14 protein-coding genes are annotated in these 15324 nt (G+C 36.2%); 6 read left to right on the top strand and 8 right to left on the bottom strand.

The features are described 5' to 3' along the window. Positions 1–47: 47 nt before the first annotated feature. Positions 48–1418 carry a UDP-glucose dehydrogenase family protein gene (locus CER22_RS04870; RefSeq protein ID WP_097889561.1) on the bottom strand — a complete coding sequence of 457 codons (1371 nt, stop codon included), beginning with the start codon at positions 1416–1418 and terminating at the stop codon, positions 48–50. A gap of 587 nt (positions 1419–2005) precedes the next feature. Between CER22_RS04870 and CER22_RS04865 the strand changes: the two genes are divergently transcribed. The 3 genes from CER22_RS04865 to CER22_RS04855 all read left to right on the top strand — a co-directional run bounded on the left by CER22_RS04865 (position 2006) and on the right by CER22_RS04855 (position 6797). Beyond that, positions 2006–3079 (top strand): glycosyltransferase family 4 protein, encoded by a 1074-nt coding sequence (locus CER22_RS04865; protein ID WP_000378314.1) that lies wholly within the window; start codon positions 2006–2008, stop codon positions 3077–3079. 200 nt (positions 3080–3279) lie between these two features. Beyond that, positions 3280–4017 carry a polysaccharide deacetylase family protein gene (locus CER22_RS04860; protein ID WP_088064806.1) on the top strand — a complete coding sequence of 246 codons (738 nt, stop codon included), beginning with the start codon at positions 3280–3282 and terminating at the stop codon, positions 4015–4017. 104 nt (positions 4018–4121) lie between these two features. After that, positions 4122–6797 carry a PRD domain-containing protein gene (locus CER22_RS04855; protein WP_088608296.1) on the top strand — a complete coding sequence of 892 codons (2676 nt, stop codon included), beginning with the start codon at positions 4122–4124 and terminating at the stop codon, positions 6795–6797. A 141-nt stretch (positions 6798–6938) separates the two neighbouring features. Here CER22_RS04855 and exsM read toward each other — a convergent pair whose 3' ends face one another. Further along, positions 6939–7352 (bottom strand): exosporium regulatory protein ExsM, encoded by a 414-nt coding sequence (gene exsM, locus CER22_RS04850; RefSeq protein WP_048542536.1) that lies wholly within the window; start codon positions 7350–7352, stop codon positions 6939–6941. Between the two features lie 189 nt (positions 7353–7541). Between exsM and CER22_RS04845 the strand changes: the two genes are divergently transcribed. Continuing rightward, positions 7542–8723 carry a chromate transporter gene (locus CER22_RS04845; RefSeq protein WP_088608295.1) on the top strand — a complete coding sequence of 394 codons (1182 nt, stop codon included), beginning with the start codon at positions 7542–7544 and terminating at the stop codon, positions 8721–8723. Positions 8724–8762: 39 nt separating this feature from the next. Here the strand turns inward: CER22_RS04845 and chbG are convergent, their stop codons facing one another. The 5 genes from chbG to CER22_RS04820 all read right to left on the bottom strand — a co-directional run bounded on the left by chbG (position 8763) and on the right by CER22_RS04820 (position 12978). Beyond that, positions 8763–9467, bottom strand: coding sequence for a chitin disaccharide deacetylase (gene chbG, locus CER22_RS04840; RefSeq protein ID WP_088064809.1), 705 nt, complete (start codon positions 9465–9467; stop codon positions 8763–8765). Between the two features lie 48 nt (positions 9468–9515). Beyond that, a complete protein-coding gene (gene celF / locus CER22_RS04835; RefSeq protein WP_000145757.1) occupies positions 9516–10841 on the bottom strand; it encodes a 6-phospho-beta-glucosidase in 1326 nt (441 codons plus the stop codon). Positions 10842–10844: 3 nt separating this feature from the next. Beyond that, on the bottom strand, positions 10845–11168 hold the full coding sequence (locus CER22_RS04830; RefSeq protein ID WP_000989050.1) for a PTS lactose/cellobiose transporter subunit IIA: 324 nt from the start codon (positions 11166–11168) through the stop codon (positions 10845–10847). A gap of 183 nt (positions 11169–11351) precedes the next feature. Next, positions 11352–12659 carry a PTS cellobiose transporter subunit IIC gene (celB, locus tag CER22_RS04825; RefSeq protein ID WP_088064810.1) on the bottom strand — a complete coding sequence of 436 codons (1308 nt, stop codon included), beginning with the start codon at positions 12657–12659 and terminating at the stop codon, positions 11352–11354. A 16-nt stretch (positions 12660–12675) separates the two neighbouring features. Then, positions 12676–12978 (bottom strand): PTS sugar transporter subunit IIB, encoded by a 303-nt coding sequence (locus CER22_RS04820; protein ID WP_001023569.1) that lies wholly within the window; start codon positions 12976–12978, stop codon positions 12676–12678. Between the two features lie 400 nt (positions 12979–13378). On the opposite strand from CER22_RS04820, the gene CER22_RS04815 reads away from it, so the two are divergent. Together CER22_RS04815 and speD are read left to right on the top strand one after the other, a co-directional pair. Then, positions 13379–14488: a polyamine aminopropyltransferase gene (locus CER22_RS04815; protein WP_088608294.1), complete on the top strand. Its 1110-nt coding sequence runs from the start codon at positions 13379–13381 to the stop codon at positions 14486–14488. 27 nt (positions 14489–14515) lie between these two features. After that, positions 14516–14887: an adenosylmethionine decarboxylase gene (gene speD, locus CER22_RS04810; protein WP_088123753.1), complete on the top strand. Its 372-nt coding sequence runs from the start codon at positions 14516–14518 to the stop codon at positions 14885–14887. 110 nt (positions 14888–14997) lie between these two features. On the opposite strand, the gene CER22_RS04805 is transcribed toward speD, so the two are convergent. Next, positions 14998–15315, bottom strand: a complete 318-nt coding sequence (locus tag CER22_RS04805; protein WP_087983153.1) for a PTS lactose/cellobiose transporter subunit IIA — start codon at positions 15313–15315, stop codon at positions 14998–15000. Between the last annotated feature and the right edge of the window lie 9 nt (positions 15316–15324).

The raw sequence follows: 15324 nt of genomic DNA, 5'->3' as shown, positions 1-15324 counted from the left end.
ACAACTTCTATTATGACATATAAGAATATACATGAATACATGCCTTTTTAACGAATAACGGAAAATTCCCTCTTACAAATACTTTCTCTTCCAACCGAATAATAATCTATCTCTTGCTTCTTGACATCCTCAATAGTATAACAATTTCTTCCATCTAATAAAATAGGTTCTCTCATAAGTTGTGCGTACCTTTCTAACGGATAAGCTCGGATAGCCTCCCATTCTGTCATGATAAAAGCCGCACTCGCTCCTCTAATCGATTCATCTATACATTCGCTATATTGTATAGTCTCTCCAAAGATATTTTTCATATTTGGAATCGCTTTTGGGTCATATAGAACTACATCCGCACCTATATGAATTAATTCTTGTATCATAATAAGGGACGGTGCGTCTCTTATATCATCAGTATTCGGTTTAAATGCCGCTCCCAGCACCGCAATCCGCTTCTTGTTCATATTTAATACTTTCTTCGCTTTCTCAATCAATAACAACTGTTGTTTATTATTCACTTCAATGACTGCTTTTAACAAGCGAAAATCATGCGCCACATTCCCTGCAATTTGCACAAGGGCTTTCGTATCTTTCGGAAAACACGAACCCCCATAACCAATGCCAGCATTTAAAAAAGACGCCCCAATTCTCTTATCCATTCCCATCCCTTGTGCAACGTCTAATACATTGGCTCCTACCTTCTCACATATATTTGAAATTTCATTGATAAAACTAATTTTTGTCGCTAAAAAAGCATTCGATGCATATTTAATCATCTCTGCACTTTTTATATTTGTAACATACGTTTTTAAGCGTAATTCACTATACAAATTCTCCACTTTTCGTGCCGCTTCCTCATTATCTGCTCCAATTACAATACGATCTCCCTGAAAAAAATCGTAAATCCCTGAACCTTCCCGTAAAAATTCAGGATTCGATACGATATGTAATTCATATCTATTTTGTAATTTCTCCTCAATCCATCCCCTCATAACATCATTTGTACCTACAGGAACCGTACTTTTCGTAACGACAATAATGTCATTCGTCGCATATGTTCCAATATCGTCACAAGCACTTCGAATATATGTTAAATCCGCTGTCCCATCTAATAAAGATGGCGTTCCAACTGCAATAAATATAAATTCTGCATCGTAAAATGCTTTTACTCTATTTGTTGTAAAAGTTAAACAGTCATTCTCACATGCATCATTTATTAATTCATATAAACCCGCTTCATAAATAGGCAGATCTCCTTGCTTTATCCGTTCAATTTTCTCATCATTTATATCAAAACATGTGACTGAATGGCCTAACATTGCCAATCCTACTCCTGTAATTAATCCAACGTATCCGGTACCTATTATCGTAATTTTCATTTCCTTTTCGCACAGGAATATACAATAGAAAATATACGAATACATAGAATTCTCCCTGTGCTTCCCCCTCTCACATTAAAAATGAGAAAACTCTTTTACTTCTTTATTATATGAATTACTTTTTCCATTCTTTTTTAAGTTTTTGTAAAATTACATGTAAGAATATAAAATGAAACTTTATTCAGTAAGGGGCATCCATCCCCGGCTAATTATTAGTTAAACCAATCAGGCTTTTACAGGAATTAAGATCCCCACCTAACTTCTTTTCTCCAACTGAATTTTGAGGTGCGAACCTTACTGCCCGTTCATGCGGATAAATTCCCACATTTTAACACGGAACTTACTCATTTCTAGGTGTAACACTTATAATACTGAAATAAAAATATTCATTATCGAAAAAAGAGAAAATGTCATATTCTAAAGTCCAATACAATTAACCTTCTCAAACGATTCAACATTCTGTATACAATTGTCATATATTCTATCCGCTTCCATTTACCACACAAAGAAAAAAAGATTGAATTCTAATCTTTTTGTGATACCATATGTTATGAGCCTGTAAATAAACATCATAATTTTCAGATAAATATATTTAAAAAAATTACGTTAGACTATAAAAGGGTGGGGTATTAATGGACTCACAAGTGATTTATGCCATCTTGGCATCTTTCATCACTGTACTCGTCGTTACTCCTTTAGTTATTAAGTTAGCTTTTAAAATAGGAGCAACAGATAAGCCAAACGCTCGTAAAGTGCATCAAAAGATTATGCCTCGTCTTGGCGGGTTAGCGATATTTATTGGTGTAGCTGTAGGATTTGTTGTCGGCGGCTTATACGAACAAAGAATGTTATCGATAACGCTAGGTGCGATTATCATTGTAATCATCGGTATTTTAGATGATATGTACGAGTTATCTGCGAAGGTAAAATTCGGTGGGCAACTACTAGTTGCCATGATGATTGTAAAAAGTGGATTATTAGTGCAAGTATTATATATCCCAATCCTCGGGGATACTGAACTTGGATGGCTTGCTTATCCAATTACAGTATTTTGGATTGTAGGTATTACAAATGCAATCAACTTAATTGATGGCTTAGATGGGTTATCTGCTGGTATTTCATCTATCGTACTTGCAACGCTAGCATATATGGCCTTCACTAGCCCATGGGGCACTGGAGCCGCTATTATCTTACCACTAGCATTAATTACATTAGCAAGTACAATTGGATTTTTATTCTACAACTTCCATCCAGCAAAAATTTTCATGGGAGATACAGGCGCGCTATTTTTAGGATACTGTATTTCTGTTATATCGTTACTTGGATTATACAAAAGTGTAACGTTATTCAGCTTTATCGTTCCAGTTATCATTTTAGGCGTACCTGTATTTGATACGACATTTGCAATTATCCGTCGTATCGTAAATAAAAAACCTATTTCAGCACCAGATAAATCGCATTTACATCACCGTTTACTTGCAATGGGCTTCTCTCATCGTAAAACGGTACTAATTATATACGCATTCGGTATTTTCTTTAGTGTAAATGCAATCATTTTCTCTAGTGCGACATTATGGTTATCCATTATTCTTCTTTTCGTTTTAATCTTCTTTACAGAAATCATTGCTGAAGTAATTGGGCTTGTACATGAACGTTACAAACCACTTATTTCCTTTTATAAAAAAGTGAAAAAACGTGAAGACTAATTGTAGTATAGCCTTTACAATTATGAAATATTCAAATAGCATCCTCTTTCTTATAAGAGGATGCTATTTTTTATTCATCATTTTATATTTCCAAAATATAGATTGTTTGAGAGCCCCACTATTGGAGAAAGATATACATAATAAGAAAAGGATTATATTTTCTTTTTTACATCTTGATTGTCAAACTGAGGGTGAATGTTATGATCAAGCGAGTATTTCAATACGTTATTTTATTTTTAACAATTACTATGTACGCGTCATCTCATGCAGGAGCAACTACAATGACCCCTGCTGAACATCATCCAAATACTGAAACTACCTCTCCTACAAAAAAAATCGCGTACTTAACATTTGATGACGGACCAAACAAATATACTACGCAAATTTTAAACATCTTAAAGGAAAAGAACGGAAAAGCAACTTTCTTTGTTATTGGTGGAAAAGTACCACATTATAAAAAAACAATGCAACGATTAATTCAAGAGGGGCATTATATCGGACTTCACAGTATGTCACACGATGTAAAACGCCTTTACACTGGTGATCCATCCGCTTTAATTACAGAAATGGAACAAACACAAAATATTGTTCAGCAAGTTACAAAATTAAATTCACATCTCGTTCGTGTCCCGTATGGTAGCATGCCTTACTTAAAAAAGAATTACCGTGATGCACTTGTATCCGCCCAGTATAAAATGTGGGATTGGACAATCGATACATATGACTGGAAAAGCTATGACAATCCTTCTGCCATACTAGAAAGAGTACGTAATCAGAGCGATGAACAAGTCGAAGTGATTTTAATGCATGATTCGAGTGTAACCGTACAAATACTGCCTAAAGTAATTGATTACTTACAGTCACAAGGATACAAACTTCTTCCCTATAATCCATCTTCTCACCTCGAAGTGAACTTTTGGAAAGACACAAGATTGTAACAGCTTTAGTGCCTATTTGCTAAAGCTGTTTTATTTTTCTCTTCCCACCCTTCCCATTTTTGTGTAAAATTTTAAATAGTGATGAAGTTTCGAGGTGAATAGAAATGAAACGAATAGATCTCATTTTTAACGCAATACAAGAAGGCAATTATATAGAAGGTGTAACCGCATCAGAACTCGCTACCCTGTTGCAACTAGATCGTGCCAATGTAAGTAGCGACTTAAACAAACTTGTAAAAGATAAACGTTTATTAAAAACAAATACGCGTCCTGTTCGTTTTTATATAGAAACGAACGCTTCGTTGGAAACGCATTCAAAGAAAATGACTTCATTAGATACATTTGCAATTGAAAATACAAGCCTTAAAATCGCAATCGAAAAAGCGAAAGCTTCTATTCTCTATCCTCCAAACGGTATGCATACTTTACTGCTAGGAGAAACAGGGGTCGGAAAATCTATGTTCGCTTCTTTAATGCACGAATATGCAATTGAAGTTGAACAACTTCCTAAAAATGCACCATTTATCGTCTTTAACTGTGCCGATTACGCAAATAATCCACAGCTACTACTGGGGCAGTTATTTGGGATTAAAAAAGGAGCTTATACAGGGGCAAGTGATCAAAAAGGGTTAATTGAAAAAGCACATGAAGGGATCCTTTTCTTAGATGAAGTACATCGCCTTCCTCCAGAGGGACAAGAAATGCTTTTCACCTTTATTGACCGCGGGGTATACCGCCGCCTTGGAGAAACAGAAAACGAGCGTAAAGCACAAGTATTAATCATTACTGCAACAACAGAAGAACCAAATTCATTTTTATTAAAAACATTTACAAGACGTATACCAATGACTGTTACGCTGCCACCACTTCGTGAGCGTACACATAAAGAACGATTTGCTTTACTGCAACTATTTTTCACAAATGAAGCAATCCGTCTGCGAAAAGAAATTCACGTTAGTCCGAATGCAATGCGCGCTTTCGTCTTTTACAATTGCCCCAATAACATCGGGCAATTAAAAACGGATGTACAAATTGCCTGTGCGAAAGCCTATTCTGACCTTGTGACAAAGAAACGTGATTCTGTCTACGTTTCAAGTACAGATTTACCTTGGTATATGAAAGAAGGGCTATTCATTGAAAGAAAGAGCCGTCATCTATACCAAATACCAAATGAAACATTTATATTTACAGGTGATGAAGGTTGGAGTAATCATAAAATAGAGAATGAAAAACGTTCTTCTATTTACGATTATATTGATTATAAATACGAAGAACTTCAAGCTCGCGGTATTGAAGAAGACGAATTAGAATTACTAATAGAAAATGATATTCAAAGCTTTTTCGTACAATATTTTAACCAAATTTCTAAAAAAACAAGTCATGAAAATGTTTTTAAAATTGTGGATCGTAATATCGTTTCCGTATGTGAAAGAATTGCGGAACTTGCTGAAAAGCATTTATCTAAGACGTTTGATGAAAAAGTATTTCTCGCTTTAAGCTTACATGTACAGACAACTCTACAACGTTTGCAAGCTGGGAAACAAATTCATCACCCACAATTAAATCAAATTCGTACGAAATATAAGGACGCTTTTTCCGTAGCTATGCAATGCATTCAACTACTGGAGGACGAATTACAAATAACAATGCCTATTGATGAAGCAGGCTTTTTAACAATGTTCTTCGTTGTTGATCCAATTCCTGCCTCACAAACAGAAGTAAAAGTATTAATATTAGCGCACGGCAACGGCATCGCAACAGAAATGGCAAACGTCGCAAACGAACTGCTCGGCATCGAGGAAGTAACCGGTATCGATATGCCGTTACATGAATCGCCGAAAGATTTCTTAGAGCGTGTGAAAGTGTATATGAAAACACTCCAAAATGTAAATGGACTTCTCTTACTCGTCGATATGGGCTCTCTCGCTTATATTGGTGATATATTAGAAACTGAGTTCAAAATTCCGGTACGTGTTCTTTCCATGACAAGCACTCCACATGCACTAGAAGCAGCTCGAAAAGCTCAACTTGGCTACTCGTTAGATGCATTATATGAAACAGTGAAGAACTTAACACCGTTTTACTTAAACGTACAAGAAGAAAAGAAAAAGCCACTATCACCAATGAAGTCTGTTATTTTAACAGCTTGTTTAACTGGGGAAGGCAGTGCTTTAGCTATTCAAAAAATGTTAGAGAACTATTTGCGATTTGACAAAGACTTAATTGAAATTATTCCGATTAGTATCGTCCATGAAAAAGATTTAACGAAAATGATTGAGAACATAAAAAAAGAGCGGAATATCATTTGTATCGTCACAAATTTCGATGTGCAGGTGCCATGCTTAACATACCATTTCCAAGACATTGTAAACTACACAGCGATTCAGCCAATTCAAGAATTAATTACGTATGAAGAAACATATGCAAAAATGGCTGATATTCTGGAACAACAAATGCAGCGGAACGACGGAGCATTACTTATTAAAACAATTCGTTACGCATTAAATACAATTCAAGAATTAATTTCCTTACAGCTAACTCCTGACAGCTTAATGGGTGTGATTCTGCATATGAGCTGTATGGTAGACCGTCTTCAAAAAGGAGAAAGCCTCCTCCCTCATCCAGATAAAGAGAAACGAAGACAAGATGAGTACTGGATGTATATGAAAGTGAAAAAAGCATTACAACCAATTGAAAATACATTTGAAATACAAATACCTGATGATGAAGTGTTTTATATCATGGACTTCTTCATTAAAAATCAGCCTGTAAAAAATTAATCGAAGCAGTTTTTTAAATATATCGACCGTAACGCGAATTATATTAGCGATTTTCACAATATATCGATTTACCGACAATAACCACTAAAATTTGTACCTTATAGGAAAAAGGGCTGTTCCAAAATATGGACAGCCTTTTTTCTACTTCTTTACTTTTCTGATTCTCCCCCTGATTTCGCCCTTCTTATTCGACTTCGTATAAACATTTACATATACATTTGCCTGAATGATTTCTTGAAGTAGGCTATCAAACGCTCTCCCCTGTAAAGGCCCTTCAAAATCTTCCACATTGACTACACCGGTCACGACTCCTTCATTTACACTAATACCTTGCTTTATTGGGCCAAACAAATTTAAAACCACTGGACCAATTTGATCCGCTTTCCCTAAATGAATTTGGCATGATGTAACTTTTTCGATGTTTTTCAATATGATCCGATATTGTAATTTCTTTAAATCATCACTAAATATAAACTCTGTTACACCATAAGCTTCTGTATTTACAGGAGGTAGTTCCCTCTTCCCTGTTAACCTCGCAAAGAAATGTGTTGTCATACAGGCATTCTCCTTATATAAATTTCCCAGCACTACTTCTACTACTTTATGGTTTATACATAATCATTTATGACTTTTTCAAGTTTTAATTACGAAGAAAAGATTCACATAATCTTTACATTAGAATCGTTCCTTTTTCTTTACTATCTCTTGTATAATGCACGTAGGAAAGCATTATAGGAGGTAGTTTTGAAAAATAACAAATATACTTTTCACACATTATTAGAGATTTTTCTCGTCTCATTTAAATTAGGACTTACTTCATTTGGTGGTCCTGTCGCCCATCTTGGCTATTTCCACCACGAATACATACAAAAAAGAAAATGGATGGATGAACGAAGCTATGGAGATTTAGTAGCACTATGCCAATTCCTTCCTGGTCCTGCTAGCAGTCAAGTCGGTATGGGGGTTGGATTATTAAGAGGCGGGGTATTAGGAGCTATTATTTCATGGATTGGATTCACTCTACCGTCTGTGCTTGTTTTAGTTTTCTTCGCCTCATTCCTTAATCAATTCGACCTTGGAAGTGCTGGCTGGATTCATGGACTAAAACTTGTAGCAGTCGCAATTGTTGCTCATGCCATATGGGGAATGGCGCAAAAATTAACGCCAGACCGAAATCGTGCGACGATTGCTATTGTAACTGCCGCAATCGCCTTATTATGGCCAAGTAGCTGGACACAAGTCATTCTCATTATAGTATCTGGCTTTATCGGCTGGTTTTTATATCGCAACCAACCAATTAGTCAATCTCAAAATATAAAAGTACCTATTTCAAAAACGATAGCAGTTTCTTGTCTCATCTTATTCTTCGGACTATTACTGTTGCTACCAATATTAAGACCGTTCTCATATTACATCGCTTTATTTGATAGTTTCTATCGCTCTGGCGCACTTGTATTTGGAGGCGGACACGTCGTGCTACCCCTTCTTGAAGGTGAGTTCGTACAAAACGGAATGATGACGAAAGAACAGTTCCTAGCTGGATACGGATTAACACAAGCCGTACCAGGTCCACTATTTACATTCGCTTCTTATATAGGAGCTGCGTTAAACGGGACGCTTGGGGCAATACTCGCAACAATTGCAATCTTTCTTCCTGCTTTCTTGCTCGTTATTGGTGTTTTACCATTTTGGGACAGTGTGAGAAAAATATCTTACATACAAGGCGCACTACTTGGAATCAATGCAGCTGTTGTCGGTATTTTATTAGCAGCTTTTTATGATCCTATTTGGACGAGCACAATTATGAACGCTGTAGATTTTGTTTTTGCATCTCTTCTATTTTGCTTGCTCGCTTTTTGGAAAACACCACCTTGGGTTATCGTTATACTCGGAGCCTTTGGCGGATATATCCTATCGATTTTGTAAATAAAAAAACGACGGCATTATGTAGCCGTCGTTTTTCTATTAAAACTTCACAAGTTCTATTCCTTCAGGCAACTCGCTCTCTGTTAAAATACGCAATTCTTTCACACGATCCATTACGTAAGAAGAACGCTTCACAAGCTCTGGATCAATATACGCTGGATGAACCATAATTTCTACCGTTTGTTCACCTTGTACTCTTTCTTTTAACTTCACAAAGTAATCTTCCGTCACACCATCCGCGTAAAAGTCACTGTAAAACACGTCAGAAAACGGGCGTACTGCTCGCTCTTCCTCACAACGACGAATTGGAACATTATATGTAGCCGCTAATCTCTCAAGAACATCGTGCAAGATCGGTAATCCATGCACGTGATGATGACTATCTAAATGAGTTGGTTTTAATCCGTAAGATAGGAATTTCTCAATTTGAGCAGTCCATTCTCTCTCAACTTCTTCTGCATTTAGCTTCCCTTCCCATACGACGCTTTGTTTATGAAACAATCCATCGCTATTTACAAGTGATGGTACGTCTCCAAGAAGAGGTTTCCCTGCCGTTAATACGAGATGTACGCCTACTCCGAGTAGGTTATATTCTTTTGCTAAGCGTACCGCATGCTCTGTTCCTGGCATATTCATCATCATCGTCGTTGAATTTACAAGTCCATTTATATGTCCATCAATAATGCCGTAATTTGTACCTTCTGTAAGACCAAAATCATCTGCGTTTACAATTAACTTAATCATCGTAATACCTCCTAATAGAATAAAAAAAGCGGGCTAAATAGCGCCGCTTTATTTCTCTACCTTTTTAAAGAACTGCGGAAGATATTCTTTATGTGCTTCCAACATTTCATCTAAAATTTGTTTTGCAACTTTATCTGATGGTACAAGTGGATTAATTGTCATAGCAAGCAGCGCTTTATGATAATCTCCTGTAACAGCAGCTTCAATTGTTGTGCGCTCAAATGATTTAATTTGTTGTACTAAACCGCGAACTGGTACGGGAAGATCTCCGACCGCAATTGGTTTTGGACCCTCTTTCGTAATAATACAGTTCACTTCAACAGCAGAATCATGCGGTAAGCTTGCAATTGTTCCATTGTTTCGTGTATTAACAGGCTGGATATCACCTTTATTATTGTAAATAGACGTAATTAAGCTACATGCTGCGTCACTATAATAAGCGCCGCCACGTTTTTCTAATTGTGGTGGTTTAATATCTAAGTTCGGGTCTTTATATAACTCGAATAAATCATCTTCTAATTGTTTTACTACTTCTGCACGTGTACCTTTTTCAACCGAAGCTTCTTTCTCTTCTTCTAACATTTCACGTGTTTTGTAGTAATAACGATGGTATGGACATGGAATTGCACGAAGACCGCGAATAAAGTCTGGCTCCCAGTTAAGTGCTGCAATATTTTCCATCGTAATTTGCTTTTCTGGATCTGTTACAAGCTCTAACACACGATCCATTACACTTACGCCATCTAAATATACGTCTAGTCCGTATACCATATGATTTAAACCTGCAAAATCAACGTGTACACGACTTGCATCTACTTCAAGTAATCTTGCAAGACCCATGCGGATTCCGATTGGAACGTTACATAGACCAACTACTCTTTGAATATTTGTATAACGAAGGACAGCTTCTGTTACCATACCAGCTGGGTTCGCGAAGTTAATTAACCATGCATTCGGACAAAGCTCCTCCATATCCTTACAAATATCTAAAATAACAGGAATCGTTCTCAGCGCTTTGAATAAACCACCAGGACCATTCGTTTCCTGACCAATTACATCATATTTTAATGGGATTGCTTCATCTTTTGCACGAGCTTCTAATAAACCTACGCGAAGCTGCGTTGTTACGAAGTCAGCATCTTTTAATGCTTCACGGCGATCAAGTGTTAAATGTACCTCGATTGGTAAACCAGATTTTTTCACCATACGCTTCGCTAAGTTACCAACGATTTCTAATTTTTCTTTTCCTGCCTCAATATCTACTAACCAAATTTCACGAACAGGAAGCTCATCATAACGTTTAATAAATCCTTCAATTAACTCTGGTGTATAACTAGATCCACCACCGATTGTAGCAATTTTAATTCCAGTCATGCTTTATTCCCCTTTCGCTTCTAATTTTTTATAAAGGTCAATAAATTCTGCTGCTAATTCTTTTACTGTAATCGCATTCATTAAATGATCTTGTGCATGAATTAAAAGAACACTAATCTCTGTTTTTTCTCCTCTTGCTTCTGATTGTATGAGCTCTGTTTGGAAATGATGCGCTTCATTAATCGCTTCTTTCGCCTTCACCATCGCTTCATCAGCCTCTGCCATTTTCCCCTGTTTGGCAAATTGAAGTGCCTCCATTGCAAAGCTTCGTGCATTACCACTATTTAAAATTAATTGGAATGGAATTTGTTCTGCTGTAGTCATCATAATTACCGCCCTCTCTATTATGGTTCAACCGATTGAAATACCCCTTCAGTTTGAACATTTCTATTACATTATTATTTTATGAATGATAGTTTGGTGTTCTTGTAGATGGATTTCATCTTTTTGAACATGATATAAAGGTAGTTGTTCTCACAGACAATCTTATCTGCGAGAACAACCTTTATGTTACATAGGTACAGAGTTGTTATTTCCTTGTGCTGCTGCTTTTTCAGTACGAACAACAGAACGATCGCATAATACAACAAATGGATAATAGATTACCATCGCAATTACAAAGTTGAATAACTGTAGGAGTGCACCTGAAAGATGTCCACCTGTTACAAGATAACCACTAATAATTGGTGGTGTTGCCCATGGAATCATCCCAACTGTTTTTGGTACCCAGCCAATAGATATAGCTGTATAAGAAGTAATTACTAATACAATTGGTGTTATGATAAACGGTAAGAATAAAATTGGATTTAAAATAATTGGTGTACCAAAGATTACTGGTTCGTTAATGTTAAATGCACCAGGACCAATTGATAAACGAGATACACTGCGTAATTGTGCACTTTTCGCTACAATTAACACAACTACTAAGAACGCTAATGTTGCACCAGAACCACCAAGATATACGAAAGTATCAAAGAATGGTTTTGTAACAATGTTTGGAACATCAAATGCAGATGTACCACCTTTGAATAACTTCATGTTTTCCTCTAATGCCGGTAAGTATAATGGCTCAATAATACCACCAACGATATTTGGACCATGTAAACCGAAGAACCAAAGAAGATGAACAAGGATTACAATGATAATTGCACTTGGTAATGTCCCTGCTAAACTTTGCAGTGGTGATTGAATCGTATTAAAGATAAATTCATGAACACTTGTACCAGCTAATTTCACTGCTAATTGAATACCTGCAACTACTGTTAAGATAACAAATGCTGGAACTATAGCTGCGAACGATCTTAAAACTGCTGGTGGTACTCCATCAGGCATTTTAAATGTAATGTTTCTTTGTACAAAGAAACGGAATACCTCAGTAACAAGGAGCGCCACAATAATTGCTACGAATAACCCTTGTGCACCTGTCCAAGCTAAGTTCAATCCGCCTTCTTTCGGTGTTGTTGGCGTAAGAATAATTAACGCACCAAATGAAATAATACCTGCTGACAAACCATCAACGCCGTAAGATTTTGCTAAGTTATAACTTGTTGTAAATGCTATGATTAGTGCTAGAATTGCGAAAGAACCAGTCCACATTCCACCGCCAACTTGTTTCCACGTTTCACCAAACAAACCTTTCATGAACTCTTGGAAAGCTTCAGACGGAAAACCATTAATTAGTGATGCCAATGCACCAACTAAGATAAGTGGCATAACTGCAATAAATCCGTCACGGATCGCAGCTAAGTGACGTTGCGATCCGATTTTACCAGCGACAGGAACAATATATTTCTCCATGAATGCAATAAACTTTTGCATTTCGCTTCCCCCCTAATTATTTTTTAAGTGTTAACGCGTGATCTAAAACTGCTTCTCCATTCATCATGCCGTAGTGCATTGGATTGATAACGTCGATTCCAACGTTTCTCTCATCAGCAAGCGTTTTCATTGAAGAAAGCATGTAACGAACTTGTGGTCCTAGTAATAATACATCTGCTTGATCGATATTTGTTTTTACTGCATCCCCAGATACAGCCCAAATCTTTCCTTCTAGACCGCGAGCTTTTGCAGCCGCTTCCATTTTTGTAACTAGTAAACTTGTAGACATCCCTGCTGAGCAACATAATAAAATATTCATTTGAAAATCCCCCTTGTGTAGTATAAAAAATTTATGTTTATTTATTTTTCTTTACGCTATTTATTAATGCAATTAGCGTGCCAACTTTTTAAAACCACTAAAATCAGCACTTTTTCGACTGTTTTCTTTGTGTGTTAACGCTTTCAATTAGTGTGTCACCAAAAAAACACACAGTGTGTTATAAAACAACACGCTTTTAACACATAACTGTATGAAAATAGATTAGTGTTTAGTTGTCTAGTTGTATTTAAAACAAAAAATACACTAAAAAAATTTTTTGCGCGTGAAAATCTAGTAAAAATAAACCTCTCTTCAATACACTCTTCTATCTATTGTCCAAGCCAACTCTACTAAATTACATAGAATAGAATAAAATAACACAATTCGAAAGGGGATTCCTATGCCAAAACATAGAAAACAGAACAAAATAAAGATTTATAGAATAACAAGCTATAAAAAAGACAAGCGCTCTGAATTAGACTCTGATAAATTTGAACTAGAACAACAGGAAATGGAAAATAAACAAGACAAGCAGGATAAACAGGACAAGCAAGATAAACAGGATAAGCAGAACAAACAAGAACAATCGGAAAATGTAATCATAGTACCCACAAATTCACACAGCTTAGATATATGGGATGAAATTTCTCTTAAAGAAATACAAGCTGGTGAGCATACAAATTTATTTGCAGAACAAAGTAATTATCAAAATATTACTTTGTTACAAGTAAGTGATGTCCGTTTATATTTGGACAAGCAATTACAATTTAGTTCCGTCGATGAGCAAATTTATCATGAAGCACTTGTTCATCCAATTATGTCAAAGGTAATTGATCCAAAACGTGTTCTTATATTAGGTGGTGGCGATGGTCTTGCTTTACGAGAAGTTTTAAAATATGAAACTGTGCTACATGTAGATCTTGTTGATTTAGACGAGGCAATGATTAATATGGCACGTAATGTTCCGGAAGTAGTTTCTTTAAATCAAAGTGCATTTTTTGATAGTCGTGTAAATGTACACGTATGCGATGCAAAAGAATTTCTAAATTCTTCTTCCTCTCTATACGATGTAATTATTATTGATTTTCCTGATCCAGCAACAGAAGTTTTAAGTACTTTATATACAAGCGAACTTTTTGCTCGGATAGCTACATTTTTAACAGAAGATGGAGCATTCGTCTGCCAATCTAATTCACCTGCTGATGCACCTCTTGTATATTGGAGCATCGGTAACACAATCGAACATGCTGGATTGACTGTGAAAAGTTATCATACAATCGTTCCTTCTTTCGGAACTGACTGGGGATTTCATATTGCTGCTAACTCTGCCTATGTACTCGATCAAATTGAACAATTATATGTTGTGCCAACTCCTCGAACATTACCTTCTCTTCTTGCTCCTTTGTTTCAATTTCAAGAAGAACATTTAGAACAACGTAATCTCGCTCTTTTAAACTCAGAATCAAACCTTATCCTACATCAATGTTACAAAAAAGAAATGGAGTTTTGACGATATTATAGTGAGGAGTGCTACTTTATGGAATACTCTACTTTCGGTAAGCATATAATAGTAGATTTATGGGGAGTGGACTTTTCTTTATTAGATGATGTTCACTTTTTAGAATATCATTTAGTTACTGCTGCTGATCGCTCTGGTGCCCATGTTTTAAACGTAAGTACAAAAGAATTCGATCCGCATGGCGTTACTGTTTTAGTTTTACTATCTGAAAGCCACCTTTCTATTCACACTTATCCAGAAAAAAACTTTGCAGCCATTGACTGCTATACGTGTGGTACGACTGTTGAACCGCAAATAGCGATTGATTATATCGTAAGTATATTAAAACCAAATGAGATGCATATAAAAAAGCTAATCCGTGGTATAGGGGAGATTGTTACTACCGATTAAATATCACTCTTACTCATTTGTAAAAAGGAGGATTATAAATACCATCAGTGGAACGAACACTCCACTGATGGTACAGACACATACATAAAAAAACCTTGCATACGCAAGGTTCATTCAGACATCGACATCTTCCTATATAATTCTACAAATTCACTCGCTAATTCCTTCACCGTAATCGCATTCATTAAATGATCTTGCGCGTGCACCATCAGAAGGGTGACTTCGGTCTTTTCACCACCAGCTTCTTTCTGTATGAGCTCCGTTTGTACACGGTGCGCCTCTTTTAATTCCTCTAACGCTTCTTGTAATTTAGCTTCTGCTTCTGTAAATTCTCCACGCTTTGCGCAATCAATTGCTTCCATTGAACAACTTCTCGCATTTCCTCCATGCAAAATTAAGTGAAAAGCCTTCGTTTCTATCGTATCCATTTTAGTTCT

It is taken from the genome of Bacillus sp. K2I17, from assembly GCF_002209985.1.
Classification (GTDB): domain Bacteria; phylum Bacillota; class Bacilli; order Bacillales; family Bacillaceae_G; genus Bacillus_A; species Bacillus_A wiedmannii.
Note: the sequence above shows the minus strand (reverse complement) of the source record. Positions and strands in the feature narration are given on the sequence as shown.

Excerpts from the sequence above, each read along its gene's own strand:
- CER22_RS04870 (WP_097889561.1), bottom strand. The coding sequence starts at position 1,418 with ATGTATTCGTATATTTTCTATTGTATATTCCTGTGCGAAAAGGAAATG.
- CER22_RS04865 (WP_000378314.1), top strand. The coding sequence starts at position 2,006 with ATGGACTCACAAGTGATTTATGCCATCTTGGCATCTTTCATCACTGTA.
- CER22_RS04860 (WP_088064806.1), top strand. The coding sequence starts at position 3,280 with ATGATCAAGCGAGTATTTCAATACGTTATTTTATTTTTAACAATTACT.
- CER22_RS04855 (WP_088608296.1), top strand. The coding sequence starts at position 4,122 with ATGAAACGAATAGATCTCATTTTTAACGCAATACAAGAAGGCAATTAT.
- exsM (WP_048542536.1), bottom strand. The coding sequence starts at position 7,352 with ATGACAACACATTTCTTTGCGAGGTTAACAGGGAAGAGGGAACTACCT.
- chbG (WP_088064809.1), bottom strand. The coding sequence starts at position 9,467 with ATGATTAAGTTAATTGTAAACGCAGATGATTTTGGTCTTACAGAAGGT.
- celF (WP_000145757.1), bottom strand. The coding sequence starts at position 10,841 with ATGACTGGAATTAAAATTGCTACAATCGGTGGTGGATCTAGTTATACA.
- CER22_RS04830 (WP_000989050.1), bottom strand. The coding sequence starts at position 11,168 with ATGATGACTACAGCAGAACAAATTCCATTCCAATTAATTTTAAATAGT.
- celB (WP_088064810.1), bottom strand. The coding sequence starts at position 12,659 with ATGCAAAAGTTTATTGCATTCATGGAGAAATATATTGTTCCTGTCGCT.
- CER22_RS04820 (WP_001023569.1), bottom strand. The coding sequence starts at position 12,978 with ATGAATATTTTATTATGTTGCTCAGCAGGGATGTCTACAAGTTTACTA.
- CER22_RS04815 (WP_088608294.1), top strand. The coding sequence starts at position 13,379 with ATGCCAAAACATAGAAAACAGAACAAAATAAAGATTTATAGAATAACA.
- speD (WP_088123753.1), top strand. The coding sequence starts at position 14,516 with ATGGAATACTCTACTTTCGGTAAGCATATAATAGTAGATTTATGGGGA.
- CER22_RS04805 (WP_087983153.1), bottom strand. The coding sequence starts at position 15,315 with ATGGATACGATAGAAACGAAGGCTTTTCACTTAATTTTGCATGGAGGA.